The sequence below is a fragment of the Streptomyces sp. NPDC005784 genome, from assembly GCF_042871525.1.
Lineage (GTDB): Bacteria > Actinomycetota > Actinomycetes > Streptomycetales > Streptomycetaceae > Streptomyces.
In genome coordinates, this window is sequence record NZ_JBIAIQ010000033.1 from 40,505 (window position 1) to 62,125 (window position 21,621).

The window sequence follows — 21,621 nt, forward strand, 5'->3', positions numbered from 1 at the left end:
CCGCAACGCTGCGGCCGAGGTGGTTTGGAGTCAACTCGGCCACCCGTGCGACGTCAAGAAGTAAATACTTAACGGGTTGGCAACGGCGTGTTTCGTTCTCTAAGTGAAGGCAGGTGTAACGGCGGACAGCGAGCCGTCCAAAAGGGTCGAATCGCCCATCTCGCTGAGTGCGAGAGCGAGCGCTCCGAGCACCTCCGCGCGCCCCCCGAGCGCCCCTGGCAGCACCGAGAGTTGACGTGCGGCGCTGGGGATCGCGTAGCGGCCGACAGACTCCCTGATGGGCCCGAGAACGAGCTCTCCGGCCTCGGCGAGATCGCCGCCGAGGACCACCCGGCTCGGGTTCAGCAAATTACAGAGATTGGCGACTCCACTGCCGATATGTCGGCCGACGTCGGCGATCACCCGACGGCAGCCCGGATCTCCGTCCCGCGCCAGCCTGACCACGCCTTCCATGGTCAGATCGGTCCCGTGACTGGACTGGAGGAGCGGCAGCACATAGCGCGCCGCCGCAAAGGTCTCCAGGCAGCCGCGGTTGCCGCAACGGCAGACGGGGCCTGATTCGTCCAGTGTAATATGCCCGATTTCTCCCGCTGTGCCACCCGGACCGCGGTAGATCTTGCCTTCGATCACCAGTCCCGCCCCGACACCGCTGGCGACCTTGATGTACGCCAGATCCCTGACCCCGCGCCCACTGCCCCAGACCATCTCGCCGAGCGCGCCCAGATTGGCGTCGTTGTCCACGTAGACGGGCACGCCGAGCCGCCCCCGCAGCTCCTCGGCGGGCCTGGCGCCGGTCCAGCCCGGCAGGATCGACGTGGACCCCAGAGTCCCCGACTCCACGTCGATGGGGCCCGGCACGCCGAGGCCCACGCCGGCGATTTTGGAACGGTCGACCCCGGTTGCCGCGATCAGGCGGCTGACCAGCTCTTCGGCCCGGTCGAAGCCCTGCGCGGCGGAGGCGTCCACATCCAGCGGCTCGGACTCCTCGGCCAGCACCTGATGGGCCAGATTCCCGACCGCGACGCGCAAATGCGTATGCCCGAAGTCGACACCGATGACGATGCCCGCGTCCCCGCTCAAGGACACGCTGCGCGCTCTGCGACCGCCGGACGAAGTGGGTGTGACCTCGACCGTTCCCCCGTCCTTGAGTTCACGGACGATATTGGAAACGGTCGCGGCCGATAGGCCCGTCGCCCTCGCGATCTCCGCCTGTGTGAGCGAGCCCGCCAGGCGCACCGCTCGCACGACGCGCTCCAAATTGGCTCGGTGCAGCGAAGACTGCGACCCCGGAGTCTCCATCGACTCATCCACTCCTGCCCTCAGCCGGGCGGCCCCGATGCCACCCGTGTGATCTGGGTCACGACAACGGGACCCCGGTCACTTACAAGTTGTGAACTCCAAGCTCCGCTGAACGGGTTACCGCAGTCAAGTCCTTGACGAAAATCGGGTCCATCCTCAGGTTCGATTTCCGGCCGCAGCCGGACACGCGTACGCCACCCCCGGAGCGGAGGTGGCGTAGGCGAAGAACGGGGCGAATCGTTACTTGAGGGTCGCCGAGGTGAGACCTGCCTGGACCTGGCGCTGGAAGGACAGATAGACGATCAGCATGGGGATCATGGCGATCGTCACGCCGGCGAACAGGACGGGAAGATCGGTGGCGTACCCCTGCTGCTGCTGGAGCTGGATGAGCCCCTGGGTCAGAACGTAGCGTTCCGGATCCGAACTGGTCTGCGGCTGCATCAGCACCGAGGGCAGGATGTACTGGTTCCACTGACCCAGCACGTTGAAGATGCCGACGCTGAGCAGTCCGGGCTTGGCCATCGGCAGCATGACCTGGAAGAACGCCCGGGTGTGCGAGGCCCCGTCGAGCACCGCCGCCTCGAACACCGCCGTGGGCAGTGTCCGGAAGAAGGCGTGCATGAAGAACACGGTGAACGGCAGCGAGTACGCGACGTACACCAGGATCAGGCCTTGGTACGTGTTCAGCATGTCGAGACGTTTGACCATGAAGAACAGCGGCACCAGGGCCAGGAAGACGGGGAACATGGCCCCGCCGACGAAGAAGTAGTACACGAGCCGGTTGCCCGGGAACTCGTAGCGGGCCAGGACGTAGGCCGCCATCGCGCCGAGGAGCATGGTCAGCGGGACCGAGAAGACCAGGACGATCAGGGTGTTGGCGAAGTAGTCGCCGATGCCCTTGTTCCAGGCCCGGGTGAAGACGTCGAACTGCCAGTTGGAGGGCCAGCCGAGGGCCGAGCCGCCGATCTGCGCGTCGGTCTTGAAGGAGCTCAGGACCAGCCAGAGCAGCGGCAGGATGATCAGGACCGCCCACAGGGCGAGGAACCCGTGCGAGAAGACGTTGAGGGCCATGCCCTCGGTGCGCTTGTCACCCGGCCGGGGCGGGGCCTTCCTGGCGGTTCGTTGCGGGGGTACTCCGGCGCCGTCGACCTTCGTCGGCTCGGTGATGGGTGCGCTCATAGTCGTGTCTCCCGCTCAGAACTCGATGCGCTCGCGGCGGGTGGCGCGCAGCGTGACCACGGACAGGATCAGGGTGAGAAGGAGCATCACGACGCCCATGGCGCAGGCGTAGCCGCTCTTTCCGAAGTAGAGGAAGTTGCGCATCATGACGTTCGCCATGACCTCGCTGTGGTGGTCGGGCCCGCCGCCGTACCCGGTGCCCTGGGTCGTGGTCGAGACGAGCACGAACATGTCCATCGCGATGATGCCGAGATAGACCCAGGCGGTCTGCACCGTGTCCCACAGCAGGGGCAGGGTGACCCGGAAGAAGGTGTGGGCACGGCTCGCGCCGTCCAGCAGCGCGGCCTCGTAGATGTCCCGCGGGATGGACTGCATGGCGGCGGAGAACAGCACCAGGTAGAAGCCGACGCCGTGCCAGACGACGACCGCCATCAGGCACCAGAGCACCAGGTTGGGCTCGTTCATCCACTCGACGGGGTTGTTCCCGTCGACCAGGCCGAGCTTGATCAGCAGGCCGTTGAGCAGACCGCCGCTGTCACTGCGATAGAGGGCCCCGAAGAGCACCGCCACGATCGCGAGCGACAGCACCTGCGGGAAGAAGTACACGATCTTGTAGAAGCGGGAGCCGGCGACGCCCTGTACGCCACCGGCGCCACCCCGCCCGCCCGCGTTCACCATGAAGGCGAAGAAGAGGGCGAGCAGGATGGTGATCACCGGGATGAACACCAGGAACAGGATGTTGTGCCAGATCGCTTCGAGGAATACGTCGTCCTGGAACAACGCCTTGTAATTGTCCAGGCCGACGAAACTGAACGTCTGCGACTGACCCCTCCAGTCGGTGAAGGAGTAACCGATGGTCTGTATGTAAGGCCAGATCACGAAGATCAGATACAGCGCCAAAGGTGCGAGGAGAAACCCCGCGACGAACCGGTACTGCCCTTTTCGCATGGCATCCTGCCCTGGTGTTCCGGGTGTGCGTGACCCGGGTGCTCCGGGTGCGCGTGCCCCTGATGTTCCGGGTTTTACGTGATCAGTCGCGGTGGTTCTTCTTGGACTCCGGGTCCTTGGCCGCCTTGTCGACCGCTGCCTGGGCCCGCTTCAGCCATTCCTTCGGCTGAATGCGCTTGGACATCAGCTCGTTGGACGCGTTCTGGATGGAGACGTCCATCTCGCTGTACCAGTTGGGGTACAGGTAGTTGAAGGTGTTGTCACCCGCCGCCTTGGACGCGTCGACGGTGGACTGCGTGCCGGGACGCAGCGTCACGCCGTCGGACACACCGTCCTTGAGGATGGTGAGCGAGTTGGCCTTCTGCGCGAAGAGCGTCGACCACTCCTTGGAGAGCATGGAGCGCATGAACTCCTTGGCCTCGGGCAGGTTCGCGGCCTTCGCCGGGATGATGAACGGCTCGCCGGAACCGGCCCGGATCGCCTCGAACGGCAGCTTGTCGCCGGACAGGCTGGGCATCGGCATGAACTTCATGTCGAAGTCGGCCGGGGTCTGCTTGAGCTGCTCGTTCTCCAGCCAGGAGCCACAGGTGATGAACGCGGCCTTGTACTGGTTCCACCGGGTCTGCGACTCGGTGTGGGTCAGGCCGTTGGTGCCGGCCATCAAGTAGCCCTTTTCCACGACCTCGTAGATCGCCTCGACGGCCGCCTGGGCGGCGTCGGACCCGACGAAGGCCTTGGGGTCGAGGTTGTCGATCGCCTTCATGGCGTCCAGACCGCCCTGCTTGGCGATCAGGTCCATGATGGCGACGTTGATGTAGTACGGGTACTTGCCCTGGTGCGCGAGGCCGCCGATGCCCTGCGACTTGGCGTCCTTGCAGATGGCGAGGAAGGCGTCCCAGGTCTTGGGCACCTCCCAGCCCTTCTCCTTGAAGAGCTTGCCGGAGTACCACAGGCCCCACACCGTGTAGATGTAGTTCAGCGAGACGACCTTGCCGCCCTGCAGGCCCGGGTCGAGCGTGCCCGGGATCAGGGTGTCGCGGACCTTCTTGGTCGGGTCGTCGATGGACGGGGCGTCGAGGACCGCGGCCAGGTCGAGGAGTTGGCCGCTCTTGTAGAGCACGTCCAGCTTGATCTGCTGGGCGCCCGAGTCGTCGACGATGTCCGGCGGGTTGCCGCCGTTGAAGCGCGGCTGGAGCTTGCCGGTGATCTCCTGGGTACCGGTGTGGGCGCTCTTGGAGCCCCACTTCTTGTCGAAGGCCGCTTCCCAGGCCTTGGCGTAGTCGTCGCCGTAGCCGCCCTTGAAGACGACGACGTCGAGCTTGCCGCCGCCCTTCTTCACGCCGAAGGGGTTGTCCTTGCTGGTCTTGCCGGTGCCCTTGTCGCCGGAGTTGTCGTCATTGCCCCCGCCGCTCGCACAAGCGGACAGGAAACTCATCGTCGGGACGGTGATCAGACCGAGTGCGGCCGACCTCTTGATCAGGTCACGCCGGCCGACACCCTCGGGGTTGCTGTTCTCGGCGGAAGTGGATCCCATGCTCAAGTCCTCGCCTTCTCCAGGACTCAGGCGGTGAACCGGATCCTCCCCGGCACCGCGGTTAGGTCAAGCTGGGGTCGTGCATGGGGGATTCAGTGGGACGAATCGGCAGTAGGTGTATGGACCACGGTCCGCCGTCCCTCGAAATTCCCCCCTGGGTCCTGCCTGTCCAGCGCCAGTCGATCGACTTGCCGGACGCGACAGGTATAGTCCACTTCCCGCCAGCGGAGCAAGATCGAATGCAGGTTTGCCCGTCGGTCTTTTCCGAGTTGAGACCTCCCGGAAATATGGGGCAGCCCCGGACCACCCCGGCGAAGATCCACAGGAGGCCAACCTCCCGCAATGAACTCAATGCACGGTTCGTCACGCGGTATTGGCCCCGGATGCCACACCCAACACCCTTGACAGCGCTGTCAACTTGGCTCCCAAATGGTCCTTGCGCATCGATTTTGACAACGTTGTCCAGGTGCAGGGAGGGTGCTCGCGCATGCAGCACAGAGCTCGGTACAGACAGAGTTCCACGCGTCGGACCGGACGGCGTTCCTCGACGGCGCTGGGGGTGGCAGCCCTCTCGCTGTTAGTGGCCTCGCAGGGCGTGGCGGTCGCCCTGCCCGCCCGAACGGCGGCCGCCGACCGGGAATTCAGCTCCTCGTTCGAATCGGGCGATCCGGCCCCGGACTGGCTCAACACGGTGGATACGGCGCCCGACGGGACGAAGAGATCCTCCGGGGTCGACGGCGGCTACAGCACCGGCATCCCCGGCAATGTGACCGACCATGTCACCGACGTGCGGGCCAGTGGCGAGAACACCGGCGCGGGCGAGGTCAAGGAGAACCTCGTCGACGGCGAGTCGAGCAGCAAGTGGCTGACCTTCGAGCCCACCGGCTGGGCGGAGTTCGACCTGGACGCGCCGGTCAAGGTGGTCACGTACGCGATCACTTCCGCAAACGACCACGACGAGCGCGACCCCCAGGACTGGACCCTCCAGGGCTCCACCGACGGCAAGGACTGGAAGGCCCTCGACACCCGCTCCGGCGTGTCCTTCGGCGAGCGGTTCCAGACCAAGACGTACGACATCCAAAGCCCCGTCGAGTACCAGCACTTCCGGCTCGATGTCACCAAGAACAACGGCGGCGACATCCTCCAGATCGCCGATGTCCAGTTCTCGACGGGCCAGAGCGACGACCCGACGCCCAAGGACATGCTCTCGCTGGTGGACCGGGGGCCGAGCGGCTCGCCGACCGCCAAGGCGGGCGCGGGCTTCACCGGCAAGCGGGCGCTGCGTTACGCCGGCACCCACAAGGGTGACGGCCGTGCCTACTCGTACAACAAGGTCTTCGACGTGAACGTCGCCGTCCGGCGCGACACCGAACTGGCCTACCGGATCTTCCCCTCGATGGCGGACGGCGACCGGGACTACGACGCCACGAACGTGTCCGTGGACCTGGTCTTCACCGACGGCACCTCGCTGAGCGATCTGGACGCCGTGGACCAGCACGGATTCGCCCTGACGCCGCAGGGCCAGGGCGCGTCCAAGGTGCTGTACGTCAACCAGTGGAACAACGTGACCTCGCGGATCGGCTCCGTCGCGGCCGGGAAGACCGTCGACCGGATCCTCCTCGCGTACGACTCGCCGAAGGGCCCCGCGAAGTTCCGTGGCTGGCTGGACGACGTCTCCCTGAAGCGGGCCGCCCCGGAGGAGCCCAAGGCGCACCTGGCCGACTACGCGCTGACCACCCGCGGCACCAACTCCAGCGGCGGTTTCTCGCGCGGCAACAACTTCCCGGCGACGGCCGTCCCGCACGGCTTCAACTTCTGGACGCCGGTGACCAACGCGGGCTCGCTGAGCTGGCTGTACGACTACGCCCGCGCCAACAACGCGGACAATCTGCCCACCATCCAGGCGTTCAGCGCGAGCCATGAGCCGAGCCCCTGGATGGGTGACCGGCAGACCTTCCAGGTGATGCCGTCGGCCGCCTCCGGCGCCCCGGACACCGGCCGCACGGCCCGCGAACTGGCCTTCCGGCACGAGAACGAGACCGCGCGGCCGTACTACTACGGCGTGACCTTCGAGAACGGTCTCAAGGCGGAGATGGCGCCGACCGATCACGCCGCCGCCCTGCGCTTCACCTATCCGGGTGCGGACGCGAGCGTGATCTTCGACAACGTGACCGAGCAGGCGGGGCTGACGCTGGACACCTCGGCGGGTGTCGTCACCGGCTACTCGGACGTGAAGTCCGGCCTGTCGACCGGCGCCACCCGGCTCTTCGTCTACGGAGTGTTCGACGCGCCGGTGACCGAGGGCGGCTCCAGCGGCGTCAAGGGCTACCTGAAGTTCAAGCCCGGATCCGACCACACCGTCACCCTGCGCCTGGCCACCTCGCTCATCAGCATCGACCAGGCCAAGGACAACCTGAGCCAGGAGATCCCGGACGGCACGTCGTTCGACGCGGTCAGGAAGGGCGCGCGGAAGCAGTGGGACCGGCTGTTCGGCAAGGTCGAGGTGCAGGGCGCCACGCCGGACCAGCTGACGACGCTGTACTCCAGCATGTACCGGCTGTACCTGTACCCCAACTCCGGCTTCGAGAAGGTGGGTTCGAAGTACCAGTACGCCTCGCCGTTCTCCCCGATGCCGGGTCCGGACACCCCGACCCACACCGGCGCGAAGATCGTCGACGGCAAGGTGTACGTCAACAACGGCTTCTGGGACACCTACCGGACGACCTGGCCGGCGTATTCGTTCCTGACGCCCGGTCAGGCGGGTGAGATGGTCGACGGGTTCGTGCAGCAGTACAAGGACGGCGGCTGGACATCGCGCTGGTCCTCGCCCGGCTACGCGGACCTGATGACCGGCACCTCGTCGGACGTGGCGTTCGCGGACGCGTACGTCAAGGGCGTCGACTTCGACGCGAAGTCGGCGTACGAGGCGGCGCTCAAGAACGCGACGGTCGTCCCGCCGACCTCCGGCGTGGGCCGCAAGGGAATGACCACCTCCCCCTTCCTCGGCTACACGAGCACCGCCACGGGCGAGGGCCTGTCGTGGGCCATGGAGGGCTACGTCAACGACTACGGCATCGCCGAGATGGGCAAGGCGCTCTACAGGAAGACCGGCGAGAAGCGCTACAAGGAGGAGTCGGACTACTTCCTCAACCGTTCCCAGGACTATGTGAACCTCTTCGACTCCAAGGCCGGCTTCTTCCAGGGCCGGGACGCCAAGGGCGACTGGCGGGTCGACTCCGCGAAGTACGACCCGCGCGTGTGGGGTTACGACTACACGGAGACCGACGGCTGGGGATACGCGTTCACCGCGCCGCAGGACTCGCGGGGCCTCGCGAACCTGTACGGCGGCCGCAGTGCGCTCGCGCAGAAGCTCGACACGTACTTCGCGACTCCCGAGACCGCCTCGCCGGACACCGTGGGCTCGTACAGCGGGGTCATCCACGAGATGACCGAGGCCCGGGACGTACGGATGGGCCAGTACGGGCACTCCAACCAGGTGGCCCACCACGTGAACTACATGTACGACGCGGCCGGGCAGCCCTGGAAGGCCCAGAAGAACGTCCGCGAGGTCCTCTCCCGGCTCTACACCGGCAGCGAGATCGGGCAGGGCTACCACGGCGACGAGGACAACGGCGAGCAGTCGGCCTGGTACCTCTTCTCCTCCCTCGGCTTCTACCCGCTGGTGATGGGAAGCGGCGAATACGCCATCGGCTCCCCGCTGTTCACGAAGGCGACGGTCCACCTGGAGAACGGTCACGACCTGGTGATCAAGGCCCCGAGAAACAGCGCGAAGAACGTGTACGTGCAGGGCGTGCGGTTCAACGGCAAGCGGTGGAACTCGACTTCGCTCCCCCACTCGCTGATCACCCGGGGCGGAGTGCTGGAGTTCGAGATGGGCGCCACGCCGTCCTCGTGGGGCACCGGCAAGGACGCGGCACCGGTGTCGGTCACCGAGGACGACAAGGTGCCGTCGCCGCGCGCGGACGTCCTCAAGGGAGACGGCGCGCTCTTCGACAACACCTCGGCGACGGACGCTTCCGTCACCTCGGTGGACCTGCCGGTCGGCGCCGCCACCCAGGGTGTCCAGTACACGCTGACGTGCTCGGACCACACCAAGGCTCCGACCGGGTGGACCCTGCAGGGTTCCTCGGACGGGACGACGTGGACGGACCTCGACAAGCGCTCCGGTGAGTCCTTCCCCTGGGACAGACAGACCCGGGCGTTCACCGTCGCGGACCCGGGCTCGTACGCCCACTACCGGCTCGTTCTCGACGGCGAGTCGACCCTCGCGGAGGTGGAACTGCTGGCCTGAGCCGGACCGAAGGGAAAGGGGCGGGCCCGGAGGAGACTCCGGGCCCGCCCCGCGTTCACGGATGGATCAGCTCACCGGTTCACCGGCCCAAGGGGGCACCGGCTGAAGGGTTCAAGGACCGAAGGGTTGGCAACTGCTCGTCGGGGAGTGCGCACGAGGCCGAATTAGCTCGTTCGTGTGGTGGTCGGCTCGCGGGCTTGCGGAGTCCTGGGCCGACCGGGTTAGCGTGATCGTGCGATGTGGGAAGTCAGGTACGGCGTCGGCGTGCGGGGCCCCTGCTCCACCAGAGAGATGGTTCAGGGCCTCCCCGTCGCCTCTGGCCGTACCTAATTGGCCAGATCGTGCAGGGAACTGGCCTCTCGGGATTGGACCACGCACAGGATGTGTGTCGCCGCCCCGAGGTTGAGTACGCCGGGGACCAGTACGTTCAAGACCGTTCGGAGCGTGCGGCTGAAAGGGCTCACTCCTGCTCAGTCTTGAGGAACGGTTCAAGGGCTCACCGCGAGGGTGAAGACGTGCAGATCCGCGTCATCCGGAAGGGTGACGCTCTTGACGGTCTTGCCCGCCGGTGCCGTGAAGGGCTTGGTGGCGAAGATGTAGGTGGCCACCGGGTCCTTGTCGGCGCCGGCGACGTTGCGGTAGGCGGTCCTGGCGATGGTCTCGTTGCCGTACTGGACGGTGCCGCCCCCGCCGCCGACGGTCCAGTCCGTGAAGGACAGGTCGACGGAGTCGGTGCTGCCGTCGGTGTAGGTGACGGTCGCCCTGGTCTCCTGGTTGCCGTTCACGGCGCTGCCGATGAAGGACAACCGGCTTGCCGGGTCGGTCAGTTCGATGCTCTGCGAGGTCGCCGAGGCGTTGTCGGGGCGGCCGGACGGCGATTTCGGCCAGGTGTAGGCGAGACCGTCCACCGTGCCCGTGCTGCCCGGGGTGAGGCCCGCGTCGGCGAGGGCCTGACGGGAGTAGCTCCAGCCGCCGCCGTCGTAGTCGGCCTCGGCGTGGTCGCCGGTGTCGTCGGAGACACCGGTGTTGTTGTAGGCCGCGAGAAGGGATCCCGGGGCCGCGACCGTCAGGGCCACCGGCTGCGCGTACGACGTGTCGGCGGAGGTCACCGACACCTTGACGTCGTAGAACCCCTGCTCGGCGTCGTCGGCGGCGGTGAGGGCGATCCGCTGGGCGCCGTCGGTCACGGTGCCCTCGGCGGGCGTCGCCGTCACGCCGGCGGGCACGTCCACGTGGAAGCGGACCTCGGGCCCGGCGCCACCGCCGAGGGCGAGGGCACGGATGTCGAGCGCGGTGCTGCCGCCGGGCGCGAGCGTCGCCGCGGTCGGGCCCACCCCGATCTGGTACGGCTGCTCGCCCGTGCGGAAGGAAGGCGGCGCGGCCGTCTCGGTGCCGCCCCAGCTCTTGTCGGCCGTGGCGGACAGCGTGTAGTCGAGCGTGCCGCCGTCACGGACGAACGAGGCCGGGAGCCAAGGCCGTTCGCTGCTACGGCCGTCGACCCGCAGCGACTGGACGTACGGGGCGTCCGCCGCCGCGCCCCGGGCCCGGATCTCGATGTCGGCGCCGCCGGGGCGCTCGATCTCGATCCTCGGGAACAGCGGTGAGGACAGGGTGAGTTCGGCGCGCGAGGGCACCTGGGGGTACATACCGAGCGCGGAGAAGACGTACCAGGACGACATCTCACCGAGGTCGTCGTTGCCGGGGATGCCGCCGGGCTGCGTCGACCACAGCCGGGTCATCGCCGCGCGGACGGTCTCCTGAGCCTTGTAGGGCGCGCCCGCGTAGTCGTACAGGTACGGCACGTTGACCGAAGGCTCGTTGTCCAGTTCGGACTTGTCGCCGCCGCTGCCGGTGAACGCCCAGCCGCCGTCCGCGTCGTGGAAGAACGTGTCGAGGCGGTCGAGAGCCTTGGCACGCCCGCCCATGGCGGCGAAGAGGCCCGCCGGGTCGTGCTGCACCATCCAGGTGTACTGGGCCGCCGTGCCCTCCACGAAGCCGTTGCCGGTCGAAGGGGTGAAGCCGGTGACCCAACTTCCGTCGGCCTTGCGGTTGGCGATGTAGCCGCCGCCGGGGTCGGCCGCGATGTTGAAGTTGTTCTGCCAGTACTGGGACCGCTCGGCGAAGTCGGCGGCGGTCTTCTTCTCCCCGGCTGCCTTGGCCAGTTGGGAGATCGCGAAGTCCGCTCCGGACATCTCCAGGGTCTCGGCGGCACCGCCCCATGCGTTGGACACGGACGGCATGTAGTGGTGTTCGAGGTACTTGTCGAGCGAGGGGCGCTGGCCGGCCGAGAGCACCGGTTTGCCCGCCGCGGAGAGGTCCCCTTCGGTCGGTACGGTCGCCGCCCTCACCAGGGAGCCGAGCGCGCCGCGCAGGTCGAAGTCGGTGCCGCCGAAGGCGCGGATGCCCGCGAGGGCGGGGGCTGACGGATCGCCGTTCATGACGTGCGTGCCGCTCGCGCCGTGCAGCCAGCGGTCCCAGACTCCCCCGTTCTGCCGGGCGAGTTCGAGCAGTGACTGTGCGATGTCGGAGCCGGTGTCCGGGTTCAGCAGGGTCAGCAGCTGGACCTGGGAGCGGTAGACGTCCCAGCCGGAGAAGGTGCCGTACTGCGCTTCGTGGCCCCGGCTCACGGTGTGCACCTTGTCGTCGGGGCCCCGGTATCTGCGGTCGGCGTCACTGATGACGTTCGGGTGCAGGAGGGCGTGGTAGAGCGCGGTGTAGAAGGTGGTGCGGTCGCTGTCGGTGCCGCCGCCGACGCCGATCGCGCCGAGCCGATCGCGCCAGGCACGGTGGGCGGCGCGCTGGACGGAGGCGAAGGAGCGGGACGGCGGGTTCTCGTCCGCGAGGTTGGCTGCGGCGCCTTCCTGACTGACGTACGAGATACCGACCTTGACGTTCACCGGGTCGGTGCCGGGCTCGAACTCCACATAGCCGCCCGCCCCCTTGCCCGCGACGGGACGGCCGCCCTGTCCGAACCCTCCGGTGCCGCCGGTCGCCTCGGTGGCTCCCGGGCTCAGCCGGTCGTCCTGCCAGGTGCCGGTGGTCTTGAAGTCGCGGTCGAAGCGCGCGGTGAAGTACAGCGTGTAGTAGGAGCGTTGGCCCTCTGGGTCGAGGTAGCCGCAGAAGTTCCCGGAAGTCACCGAACCGGAGACGGTACGGGTCGCCGGGTCGATCCGCACGGTCGAGTCGGTCGACCCGACCTCGGAGTTGGCGGTGCGGATCAGCAGCGAGGCGGGCTTGTCGGCGGGGAAGGTGAAGCGGCCCGAGCCGGTGCGCGCGGTCGCCGTGAGGTCGGCGGTCACTCCGGAGGCGAGTCCCACTTTGTAGTGGCCGGGCTCGGCCCGCTCGTCGGAGTGCGCGAACCCGGAAGCGTAGACGGCGTCCTTGGCGTCGCTCGCCGGGGAGGAGGTGACCTCACCGGCATACGGGAAGAACGGGATGTCGCCGCTGCCGCCCGCGCATCCCGTTCCGGACATGTGGGTGAGGCTGAAGCCGCGGATGCGCGTGGAGTCGTACTGGTAACCGCCGGGCGCGGCCGTGCGGGTGGCGTCCCCGCGGGTGTTCTCCGGGCTCCAGGAGAGCATGCCGAAGGGCGTGACGGCACCTGGGAAGACATTGCCGCCGTTCTTGGTGCCGATGAGCGGGTCCACGTACGCGGTGGGGTCCTGGACGAGCTCCGGTGGACCCGACGGGGGTGCGGCGAGCGCCGGAGTGGCGCCGGCGACCGTCAGGGCGACGGCCAGCAGGATGGATGACGGACGGAAACGCATGACGCGGCCCCTCCTCCTTCGGACGGGTCGCGCACCACAGGTCGCACAAGCCGCAGGGACAGTAACGTGCGCCACGGGTACCACGGAAGACCGCCTGCGCCACCGGGGACGCGCCCGGCACGCACTCCAATGGCACCGCGGGCGTCGGGACCCCAGCACGCACCCCGATGGGGCCGCGGGCGTCGCGCCGGGCGCACGGGTACACGGGCACCTACGGAGCCACCAGGGACACGCTCACCGCACACACCGCCTGCGCCGCCAGGGACACGCTCACCGCACACACCGCCCGCACCACCAAGGACCCGCCCGCCGCACATCCCGCCTGCGCCACCAAGGACTCGCCCGCCGCGTCATCCCGGTGACACACCGTGATGACGCACCCCGTCGACGCGGCCCGCGGCGCCCGAGCCGGTTGTCAACTTGCTTGACATCGTTGTCCGTTGAGGCGATAGAGTCTTGCGCAGACCGTTCGACAACGTTGTCGTGCACGCCGGTCGCCACAAGCCGCACCATCCCGGGCAGGGCCTCCCCCGACCCGTCCGGGCTCGCGGACCGGGCGGGTCCGAACCCACCCACCCGGTCCGCCCCGAGCGTTGCTTGTTCAACCGACCCGGCAGGGCAGGGTCGTTGACGGATCGTCACCCGAGCCCGAAACGACGTAGCCGAACGTGGAGCTGCCGCCGGGATTCAGTGAGCCGTTCCAGTCGGCGTTGTGCACCATCACGTCCTGACCGCTGTAGGTCGCGTTGCCGTTCCACAGGCTGGCGACCGACTGACCGCCCGGCAGCGACCAGTCGACCATCCAGCCGAGCATCGGGACATCGCCGGTGTTGGTGACCGTCACCTCGGCCTGATAGCCGCCGGGCCAGCTGTTGGTGGTGCGCCGGGGCGCCGAGCACACGCCGGGCGGGGGCTCGGTCGGGTTGCCGGGATCGTGGATGCCCGTGACCTCGCCGTTGCCGCCGTCGAAGACGACGTCGGAGCAGGAGTAGAAGGTCTCCGCGCTGTCCGAGCGCTGCCACACCATGTAGATGATGTGCCGGCCGGACTTGCCCGCCGGCAGCTTGCCGCTCCAGGAGTAGTTGGCCTCGACCGTGCCCGGGGTGCCGTTGAGCGGCGGGTGGTCGACGGTGAGGAACGGCTGGTCCTCCATGGCGTCCCAGGTGAGCGCCTCGTTCGGGTCGAAGCCGTCCTTGGTGATGTAGACGTAGAACCAACCGGGGTGCGCCGCCCAGGCGTTGTACGCGAAGTCGACGGTCGCGCCCGCGGTGAGATGGGTCAACGGCCAGTCCGAGCGCGGCAGATCGAAGCCCGAGAAGTTGGGGTTGCCGCCACTGCACAACTGACCGTCCGGGACGAAGCCGCGGGTGCGCCCCGTGCCGTCCGAGCGCAGCACCGAGAACCAGTTGTAGAACGGCGTGGTCCCGCCGACCTGTTGCGCCGCCTTGCAGGCCGGGTTCACCGGTTTGATCTCGCCGGTGTCGGTGAGCCCGTCCTGCCAGCAAAGGAACGTGCGGCTGCCGGGCTTCATGGGGGTGCCGTGCGCCTCCGCCCGGCCGCCCGTCACGACGATCAGGGCGAGGGCCGGGAGCACGGCCAGCAGGGCGAGCAGGACGAGGAAGGGGGACGGGTGGCGGCCGGCGAGCCGCGATCGGGAGAGCGGCCGTCGAAGTCCTGCCGACTGCGGGCTCGCCGAATGCGGCCTCGCTAAATGCGGTTTCGTTAAGTGCGGTCTTGTTAAGTGCATGACAACCACTCCTTCGCGGGACCGTGCGGGTCGGGCGAGATGGGAGCGGCCCCGGGAGCAGGTTCCGGTCCGCCCATATGGGAGCGCTCCCACCTCATGCGGAACGTAGCGCGCACAGGAACCCCTGTAAACGCCTCGCGCACGGCGCACGCACGCGGCCCGCCCGTGGGCAGCACGTGGGCCGCACGTGGGCCGCACGTGGGCAGCACGTGGGCCTGCATCCCCTCACGTGGCGGGTGCGGCCGTGGCGCGAGTCCGCGTTCCCGGAACCTCGCGGGGGCCCGCGCCCTCTACCTGTGAAAACGGGTCGTATCAACGGGAGTTCGGGAGGAGGTGGACCGGTGCGGGATTCGTACCGTGGCTGGGGTCGCCGGAGCGGCACCGTGTGCGCCGGCCGCGGCGGTGGCCGCGCCCTGTCGGCGGCCGCGTTCGCGAACCTGCTGATCGGAGGGGTGGGGATCGTTCCCGGCCTGTGCGTGCGGTGGCTGCTGACCCGATTCCCGTCCGTCGACTGCGGTGGCCCCTTCGGCTGCCACCGGGAGACACCCGACAACGCCCTCGGCCTGATCGCCGGCGCCGTGCTGGGCGGCGGCTTCGTCCTCGGCATGGTGCTGGTGGTGGACGTCCTGATGCCCTTCCAGGAGGGCCGCCCGGTGGGTCCCTGGCTCGGCATGGCCGCTCTCGTCCCGGCTCCTTTCCTGCTCGGGCAGGCGGTGGGCTGGTTCTGAGGACGGGGCCGTCGGTCCGGACCTGCCGCGCGACGGCCCCTGCGGACCGGGGCGTCAGGGGGTGTCTCCCTGGGTCCGTGCGGAACGGCTGACGGGCCCGTCAGCCGTTCGCGCTCACCTCCGGTGGAAGACGACGGCTTCCCCAGCGGTCCGGGGCACGGGTACGCACTCCTCCGGGTCCGGACCCCTCGGGCCCGCGACGGGGGCACGGGCTGCGGCGGCCGGGAGTTCGACGGTGAACTCCGTACGGCCCGGGCGCTCTCGGCGTGGATACGGCCGTGGTGGGCCGTCGTGATCGCCGCGGCGACGGCCAGGCCGAGGCCCGAGCCGCCGTGTCCGGGAGAGACGCGGGAGCGGGAGGCGTCGGCGCGGGTGAAGCGTTCGAAGACGCTGGGCAGCAGGGTGGGCGGGATTCCGGGGCCGTCGTCGCGGACCCGGATCGTGCGGTACATGCCGGTGGCCTCCACTGTGGCGACGACCGTCGTGCCCGCCGGGGTGTGCGCGCGGGCGTTGGCCAGCAGGTTCGCCACCACCTGGTGGAGCCGGGCCTCGTCGCCGGCCACCAGGGCCGGGGAGTCCGGGAGCGGGTCCAGCTGCCAGGTGTGGTCCTCCCCCGTGGCCCGCGCCTCCCACACCGCCTCGGTGACCAGCGCCGCCAGGTCCACTTCCGACGACCCCAACGGCCGCCCCTCGTCGAGCCGGGCGAGCAGCAGCAGGTCCTCGACGAGACCCGTCATCCGCGCCGACTCGGCGGACACCCGCCGCCAGGCCAGCGCCGGTTCGAGCCACTGGGCGCCCCGGTCCATCAGCTCCGCGTATCCGGCGATGGACGCGAGCGGCGTACGGAGTTCATGGCTCGCGTCGGCGAGGAAGCGGCGCATGCGTTCCTCGCCGCGGCGCTTCTCCTCCCGCAACTCCTCCTCGCCTCGCAGGCGTTGTGCGACGGAGGTCTCGGCGTGGTCGATCAGGCGGTTGAGCGCGGCGCCGACCTGGCCTGCCTCGCTGCCGGCGCCGGCGTCCCGTTCGAGTACCCGGGTCAGGCCGGTCATCTCGGCGTGTCCCAGCGGCGACCGGGAGATCTCGACGGCCGTGGCGGCGACCCGTCCGAGCGGGCGGAATTGACGCCGGACGACGACCGCGCAGACGCTGCCCACGACGGTGAGACCGGCGGCCGCCACCACGCCCTCGACCACGGCCAGACGACTGATCATGTCCTGTACGTCGTCCATCGGGAGGGCGGTGAGCACGGGCCGTCCGCCGCCGAGCGCGGTGACACGGTAGGTGCCGAGCCCGGGGACCGTCCGGGTGTGCAGGGAGCCGTCCGGCTCGATGCCGGCGAGGGCGGAGCGCTGAGCGACGCCGAGATCGCGCGGCGCGCCGGAACGGCTCACCACCTTGGCCTCGACGACGGCCCCGCCGTCGTCGAGCCGGGCGGAGATCGTGCCGACGGGCTGCCCCCGTGCGTCGGGGAACCCGAGGTCCGTCCCGAGGTCCGTCCCGACGCCGGGACCCACGCCCGGACCCACGCCCGGACCGCCAAGGACGCCGTCCCGGCTGCGCTCGGCCGCGTCTCCGACCCGTCGGTCCAAGTCGCCGAGCAGGTAGGCGCGTTGCGCGAGGACCGTGGTGAACGCCATGGTCGCGCACACGGCGACGAGTGCCAGCCCGATGAGGACAAAGAGGCGCGTGCACAGGGATCGCGTGTGCGGGGGTCGCGTACGCAAGGACCGCGTGTGTGGGAACCGCCCGCGCAGCAGCTCCCGCAGTCGGCGCGTGACGGGGAGGGGACTCATCTCCCGCCCGCCGCCGTCACGGCGGCGGACAGCGGTCCGTTGAGCACCGGCTCGTCGTGGACGATCGACACACGGACACGGACACGGCCGACAAGGACCCCGGAAGCACCAGACATGGGGCAATCCTGTCCCGGCCCGCTGGGGGAACCCTGTGTTCCACCTGAGCAACGCCGATGTCCTGAAACCGACTTCGGGGCGACGGCGAAGGCAACGGCGAAGGGCCGCATCCCCGTCACCGGGGATGCGGCCCTCAACTGCCTTGGAGCCGGCCTGCGACTGCCGCAGGGCGGCCTTGCAACTGCCTTACCGGACCGCTTAGTTGCGGATCAGGTTGCGCAGCACGTACTGCATGATGCCGCCGTTGCGGTAGTAGTCCGCCTCGCCGGGGGTGTCGATGCGGACGACCGCGTCGAACTCGGCGCCGGTGTCGGTGGTGACCTTCACCGTGCGCGGGGTGGTGCCGTTGTTGAGCTCCTCGACGCCGGTGAAGGAGAAGGTCTCCTCGCCGGTCAGTCCGAGGGACTCGGCCGTGGCGCCCTCCGGGAACTGGAGCGGCAGGACACCCATGCCGATGAGGTTCGAGCGGTGGATGCGCTCGTACGACTCGGCGATGACGGCCTTGACGCCGAGGAGCGCGGTGCCCTTGGCGGCCCAGTCGCGGGACGAGCCGGAGCCGTACTCCTTGCCGGCCAGGATGACCAGCGGGATGCCCTGCTCGATGTAGTTGCGCGAGGCGTCGTAGATGAAGGAGACGGGGGCGCCGTCCTTCGTGAAGTCGCGGGTGTAGCCGCCCTCGGTGCCCGGCGCGATCTGGTTGCGCAGGCGGATGTTGGCGAACGTACCGCGGATCATGACCTCGTGGTTGCCGCGGCGCGAGCCGTAGCTGTTGAAGTCACGACGCTCGACACCGTGCTCCGTGAGGTACTTGCCTCCGGGGGTGTCGGCCTTGATCGCACCGGCCGGGGAGATGTGGTCGGTGGTGACCGAGTCGCCGAGCTTGGCGAGGACGCGCGCACCGGCGATGTCCGAGACCGGGGTGGTCTCCATCGTCATGCCCTCGAAGTAAGGGGGCTTGCGCACGTACGTGGACTGCGGGTCCCACTCGAAGGTGTTGCCCTCGGGGATCGGCAGCGCCTGCCACTGGGCGTCGCCCGCGAAGACGTCCTGGTAGGACTTGTTGAACATGTCCTCGCCGATGGCGTTCGCCACGACGTCGTTGACCTCGGCCTCGGAGGGCCAGAGGTCGGCCAGGAAGACCGGCTTGCCCTCGGTGTCGGTGCCGAGCGCGTCGCGGGTGATGTCCACCTTCATGGAGCCCGCGATGGCGTAGGCGACCACCAGCGGCGGGGAGGCCAGGTAGTTCATCTTGACGTCGGGGTTGATACGGCCCTCGAAGTTCCGGTTGCCCGAGAGGACCGAGGTGACCGCGAGGTCGTGGTCGTTGACGGCCTTGGAGACCTCGTCCGGCAGCGGGCCGGAGTTGCCGATGCAGGTGGTGCAGCCGTAACCGACGAGGTTGAAGCCGACCTTGTCGAGGTAGGGGGTGAGCCCCGCCTTGTCGAAGTAGTCGGTGACGACCTTGGAGCCCGGGGCGAGGGTGGTCTTGACCCACGGCTTGCGGGTCAGGCCCTTCTCCACGGCCTTCTTCGCGACGAGCGCGGCGGCGACCATGACGTACGGGTTCGAGGTGTTGGTGCAGGAGGTGATGGCCGCGACCGTCACCGCACCGTGGTCGATCTCGTAGGTCGAGCCGTCGGGGGCCGTGACCGTGACCGGGTTGGACGGGACGCCGTTGGCGGCGGCCGGGGAGTCGGAGGCCGGGAAGGACTCCTTGCCCGCCTCGTCGTCGTCGGCGACGTAGTTGCGCACGTCGCTCTTGAACTGCTCGGCGGCGTTCGCGAGGACGATGCGGTCCTGCGGGCGCTTCGGGCCGGCGATCGAGGGGACGACCGTGGAGAGGTCGAGCTCCAGCTTCTCGGAGAAGTCGGGCTCGGCGGCCGGGTCGAGCCAGAGGCCCTGCTTCTTGGCGTACGCCTCGACGAGCGCGAGCTGCTGCTCGGAGCGGCCGGTGAGCTTGAGGTACTTGATGGTCTCGCCGTCGATCGGGAAGATCGCGGCGGTGGAGCCGAACTCCGGCGACATGTTGCCGATGGTGGCGCGGTTGGCCAGCGACGTGGCGGCCACACCCTCGCCGTAGAACTCGACGAACTTGCCGACGACACCGTGCTTGCGCAGCATCTCGGTGATGGTCAGCACGAGGTCGGTGGCGGTCGTGCCCGGGGTGAGCTCACCGGTCAGCTTGAAGCCGACGACACGCGGGATCAGCATGGAGACCGGCTGGCCGAGCATCGCGGCCTCGGCCTCGATGCCGCCGACGCCCCAGCCGAGCACGCCCAGGCCGTTGACCATCGTGGTGTGCGAGTCGGTGCCGACGAGGGTGTCGGGGTACGCCTGGCCGTTACGGACCATGACCGTACGGGCCAGGTGCTCGATGTTCACCTGGTGGACGATGCCGGTGCCCGGCGGGACGACCTTGAAGTCGTCGAACGCGGTCTGGCCCCAGCGCAGGAACTGGTAGCGCTCCTTGTTGCGGCCGTACTCCAGCTCGACGTTCTGGCCGAAGGCTTCCTTCGTGCCGAACTTGTCGGCGATGACGGAGTGGTCGATGACCAGCTCGGCCGGGGAGAGCGGGTTGACCTTGGCCGGGTCGCCGCCGAGCTCCTTGACGGCCTCACGCATGGTGGCGAGGTCGACGACGCAGGGCACGCCGGTGAAGTCCTGCATGATCACGCGGGCGGGCGTGAACTGGATCTCCTGGCTCGGCTGCGCCTGGGAGTCCCAGTTGCCGATGGACCGGATGTGGTCGGCGGTGATGTTCGCGCCGTCCTCGGTGCGGAGCAGGTTCTCCAGCAGCACCTTCAGGCTGTACGGAAGGCGAGCCGAGCCTTCCACCTTGTCCAGCCGGAAGATCTCGTACGACTCGTCGCCCACCTGCAGCGTGCTGCGGGCGTCGAAGCTGTTCGCCGACACGACAGTCTCCTTCATTGATGTGCGCGTTCCCACCGCATCCTGCCGCCACGACGTCATGGCCGATCCGCTAAGGTAAGGCTAAGTTAGGTAACCCTTACCGCTGGATGGACGACGCAGTGCGGCTGCGGTACGCCTCGGCAGATATCTCGATGTCGAGATAACTCTAATGCATGGGGGCGGACAGGTCATGTCCGGGCGCCCTTGTCCGCTGTCATCCAATCGAGTCGTTTGACAACGAACCCAGTCGTTTCGCCTTCTTTGCCAGTGAACCTAGTCGTACGAGGGGACGCACTGGGGGTGCTGGGTGGCCGTACCGGTCGGGGTGGATCTTGCGGAGCCGTACGTCGATTTGTCGTACGTGGATGCCGTACGCGAGCGTCGGCGGCGTCCGCTGCTGGACTGCGCGACGGCGCGATTCGAGAACGTGCCCGCAGTACGACCGTTTCGCTGGTCGCGTGGCGAGCGTCACTTCTCGGGCTGGTACTGGGCGGCGACGACCGGGCGGCACGTCGGTTTCGAGTCGTGGCTGGAGCGGGACCGGCTTGTGCTGATGGACTTCGATCCCGAGGTGGTGGGGATCGCCTCGCAGCCGTTCTGGCTGCACTGGCACGACGGCGAGCGTGAGCGTCGTCACGCGCCGGACTACTTCGTACGCCGCGCGGACGGTTCGGCGATGGTCGTCGATGTCCGCGCCGATGAGCGGATCGAGCCGAAGGACGCGGAGGCGTTCGAGGTGACGCGCATGGCCTGCGGCCTGGCCGGTTGGGGCTTCGAGCGGGTCGGGGTGCCGGAGGCGGTGCTGGTGGCGAATGTCCGGTGGCTGTCGCGCTACCGGAACCCGCGATGCTGGCGCGAACCGGTCGTGGACCGGCTCCGGGAGGTTCTCGCGGCCCCGGTCCCGTTGATGTCCGGGGCGGATGCGGCCGGCGACCGGCTTGAGACGCTCCCCGCCCTGTTCCATCTCCTCTGGCTCCAGGAAGTGGCCGCCGAGGGACTGGCGGTCGAGTTGCTGGGGCCGTCCACCATCGTGCGCTTGGCGGACGGAGGTGGACGGTGACGGGGAAAGGGCGGCGGGTTCCTCCGACGGGCAGGATCGCGGAATTCCCGGAGACTGCTGCTGAACAGGCCCGCTGGTGGGAGATGCACATTCTGGAGGTTCTGGACGGCTTGCCGGCGGATGCTCCTGCGGGGACGGTGCGACGGCCGGAGTTCGATCCGCAACGGAACTCGCTGGCTCAGCGGGAGCGGGCCAAGGCCGCCGAGCTGACGGCGGCCGGGCACGCG

General features: G+C 68.7%; 11 protein-coding genes and 1 pseudogene. 4 read left to right on the plus strand and 8 right to left on the minus strand.

Annotated elements, in window-relative coordinates; translation table 11 throughout:
- Positions 1-99: 99 nt before the first annotated feature.
- The 4 genes from ACFYR3_RS35110 to ngcE form a co-directional block, all read right to left on the minus strand.
- Positions 100-1,299 carry an ROK family transcriptional regulator gene (locus ACFYR3_RS35110; RefSeq protein ID WP_356782655.1) on the minus strand — a complete coding sequence of 400 codons (1,200 nt, stop codon included), beginning with the start codon at positions 1,297-1,299 and terminating at the stop codon, positions 100-102.
- A 240-nt stretch (positions 1,300-1,539) separates the two neighbouring features.
- A complete protein-coding gene (locus ACFYR3_RS35115) occupies positions 1,540-2,478 on the minus strand; it encodes a carbohydrate ABC transporter permease (protein ID WP_389285947.1) in 939 nt (312 codons plus the stop codon).
- Between the two features lie 15 nt (positions 2,479-2,493).
- Positions 2,494-3,426, minus strand: a complete 933-nt coding sequence (locus ACFYR3_RS35120; protein ID WP_355851371.1) for a sugar ABC transporter permease — start codon at positions 3,424-3,426, stop codon at positions 2,494-2,496.
- Between the two features lie 82 nt (positions 3,427-3,508).
- Entirely contained in the window at positions 3,509-4,960 is a 1,452-nt protein-coding gene (gene ngcE / locus ACFYR3_RS35125; RefSeq protein WP_389285948.1) for an N-acetylglucosamine/diacetylchitobiose ABC transporter substrate-binding protein, read from the minus strand.
- A 487-nt stretch (positions 4,961-5,447) separates the two neighbouring features.
- On the opposite strand from ngcE, the gene ACFYR3_RS35130 reads away from it, so the two are divergent.
- The gene (locus tag ACFYR3_RS35130) at positions 5,448-9,272 is read left to right on the plus strand and encodes a GH92 family glycosyl hydrolase (RefSeq protein ID WP_389285949.1); all 3,825 of its coding nucleotides are present in this window, start codon (positions 5,448-5,450) and stop codon (positions 9,270-9,272) included.
- A 488-nt stretch (positions 9,273-9,760) separates the two neighbouring features.
- On the opposite strand, the gene ACFYR3_RS35135 is transcribed toward ACFYR3_RS35130, so the two are convergent.
- A complete protein-coding gene (locus tag ACFYR3_RS35135; protein ID WP_389285950.1) occupies positions 9,761-13,039 on the minus strand; it encodes a GH92 family glycosyl hydrolase in 3,279 nt (1,092 codons plus the stop codon).
- A 167-nt stretch (positions 13,040-13,206) separates the two neighbouring features.
- Here ACFYR3_RS35135 and ACFYR3_RS35140 point away from each other — a divergent pair, with 167 nt between their 5' ends.
- Positions 13,207-13,401, plus strand: a complete 195-nt coding sequence (locus ACFYR3_RS35140) for a hypothetical protein (RefSeq protein WP_389285952.1) — start codon at positions 13,207-13,209, stop codon at positions 13,399-13,401.
- 239 nt (positions 13,402-13,640) lie between these two features.
- Here ACFYR3_RS35140 and ACFYR3_RS35145 read toward each other — a convergent pair whose 3' ends face one another.
- Positions 13,641-14,786, minus strand: coding sequence for a lytic polysaccharide monooxygenase (locus ACFYR3_RS35145; RefSeq protein WP_389285954.1), 1,146 nt, complete (start codon positions 14,784-14,786; stop codon positions 13,641-13,643).
- A 341-nt stretch (positions 14,787-15,127) separates the two neighbouring features.
- On the opposite strand from ACFYR3_RS35145, the gene ACFYR3_RS35150 reads away from it, so the two are divergent.
- Positions 15,128-15,514, plus strand: a complete 387-nt coding sequence (locus ACFYR3_RS35150; RefSeq protein WP_389285956.1) for a hypothetical protein — start codon at positions 15,128-15,130, stop codon at positions 15,512-15,514.
- A gap of 114 nt (positions 15,515-15,628) precedes the next feature.
- Here the strand turns inward: ACFYR3_RS35150 and ACFYR3_RS35155 are convergent.
- A pseudogene (locus ACFYR3_RS35155) lies at positions 15,629-17,151 on the minus strand (sensor histidine kinase).
- 471 nt (positions 17,152-17,622) lie between these two features.
- A complete protein-coding gene (acnA, locus tag ACFYR3_RS35160) occupies positions 17,623-20,337 on the minus strand; it encodes an aconitate hydratase AcnA (protein WP_389285958.1) in 2,715 nt (904 codons plus the stop codon).
- 304 nt (positions 20,338-20,641) lie between these two features.
- On the opposite strand from acnA, the gene ACFYR3_RS35165 reads away from it, so the two are divergent.
- A complete protein-coding gene (locus tag ACFYR3_RS35165; RefSeq protein WP_389285960.1) occupies positions 20,642-21,394 on the plus strand; it encodes a TnsA-like heteromeric transposase endonuclease subunit in 753 nt (250 codons plus the stop codon).
- Positions 21,395-21,621: the final 227 nt, after the last annotated feature.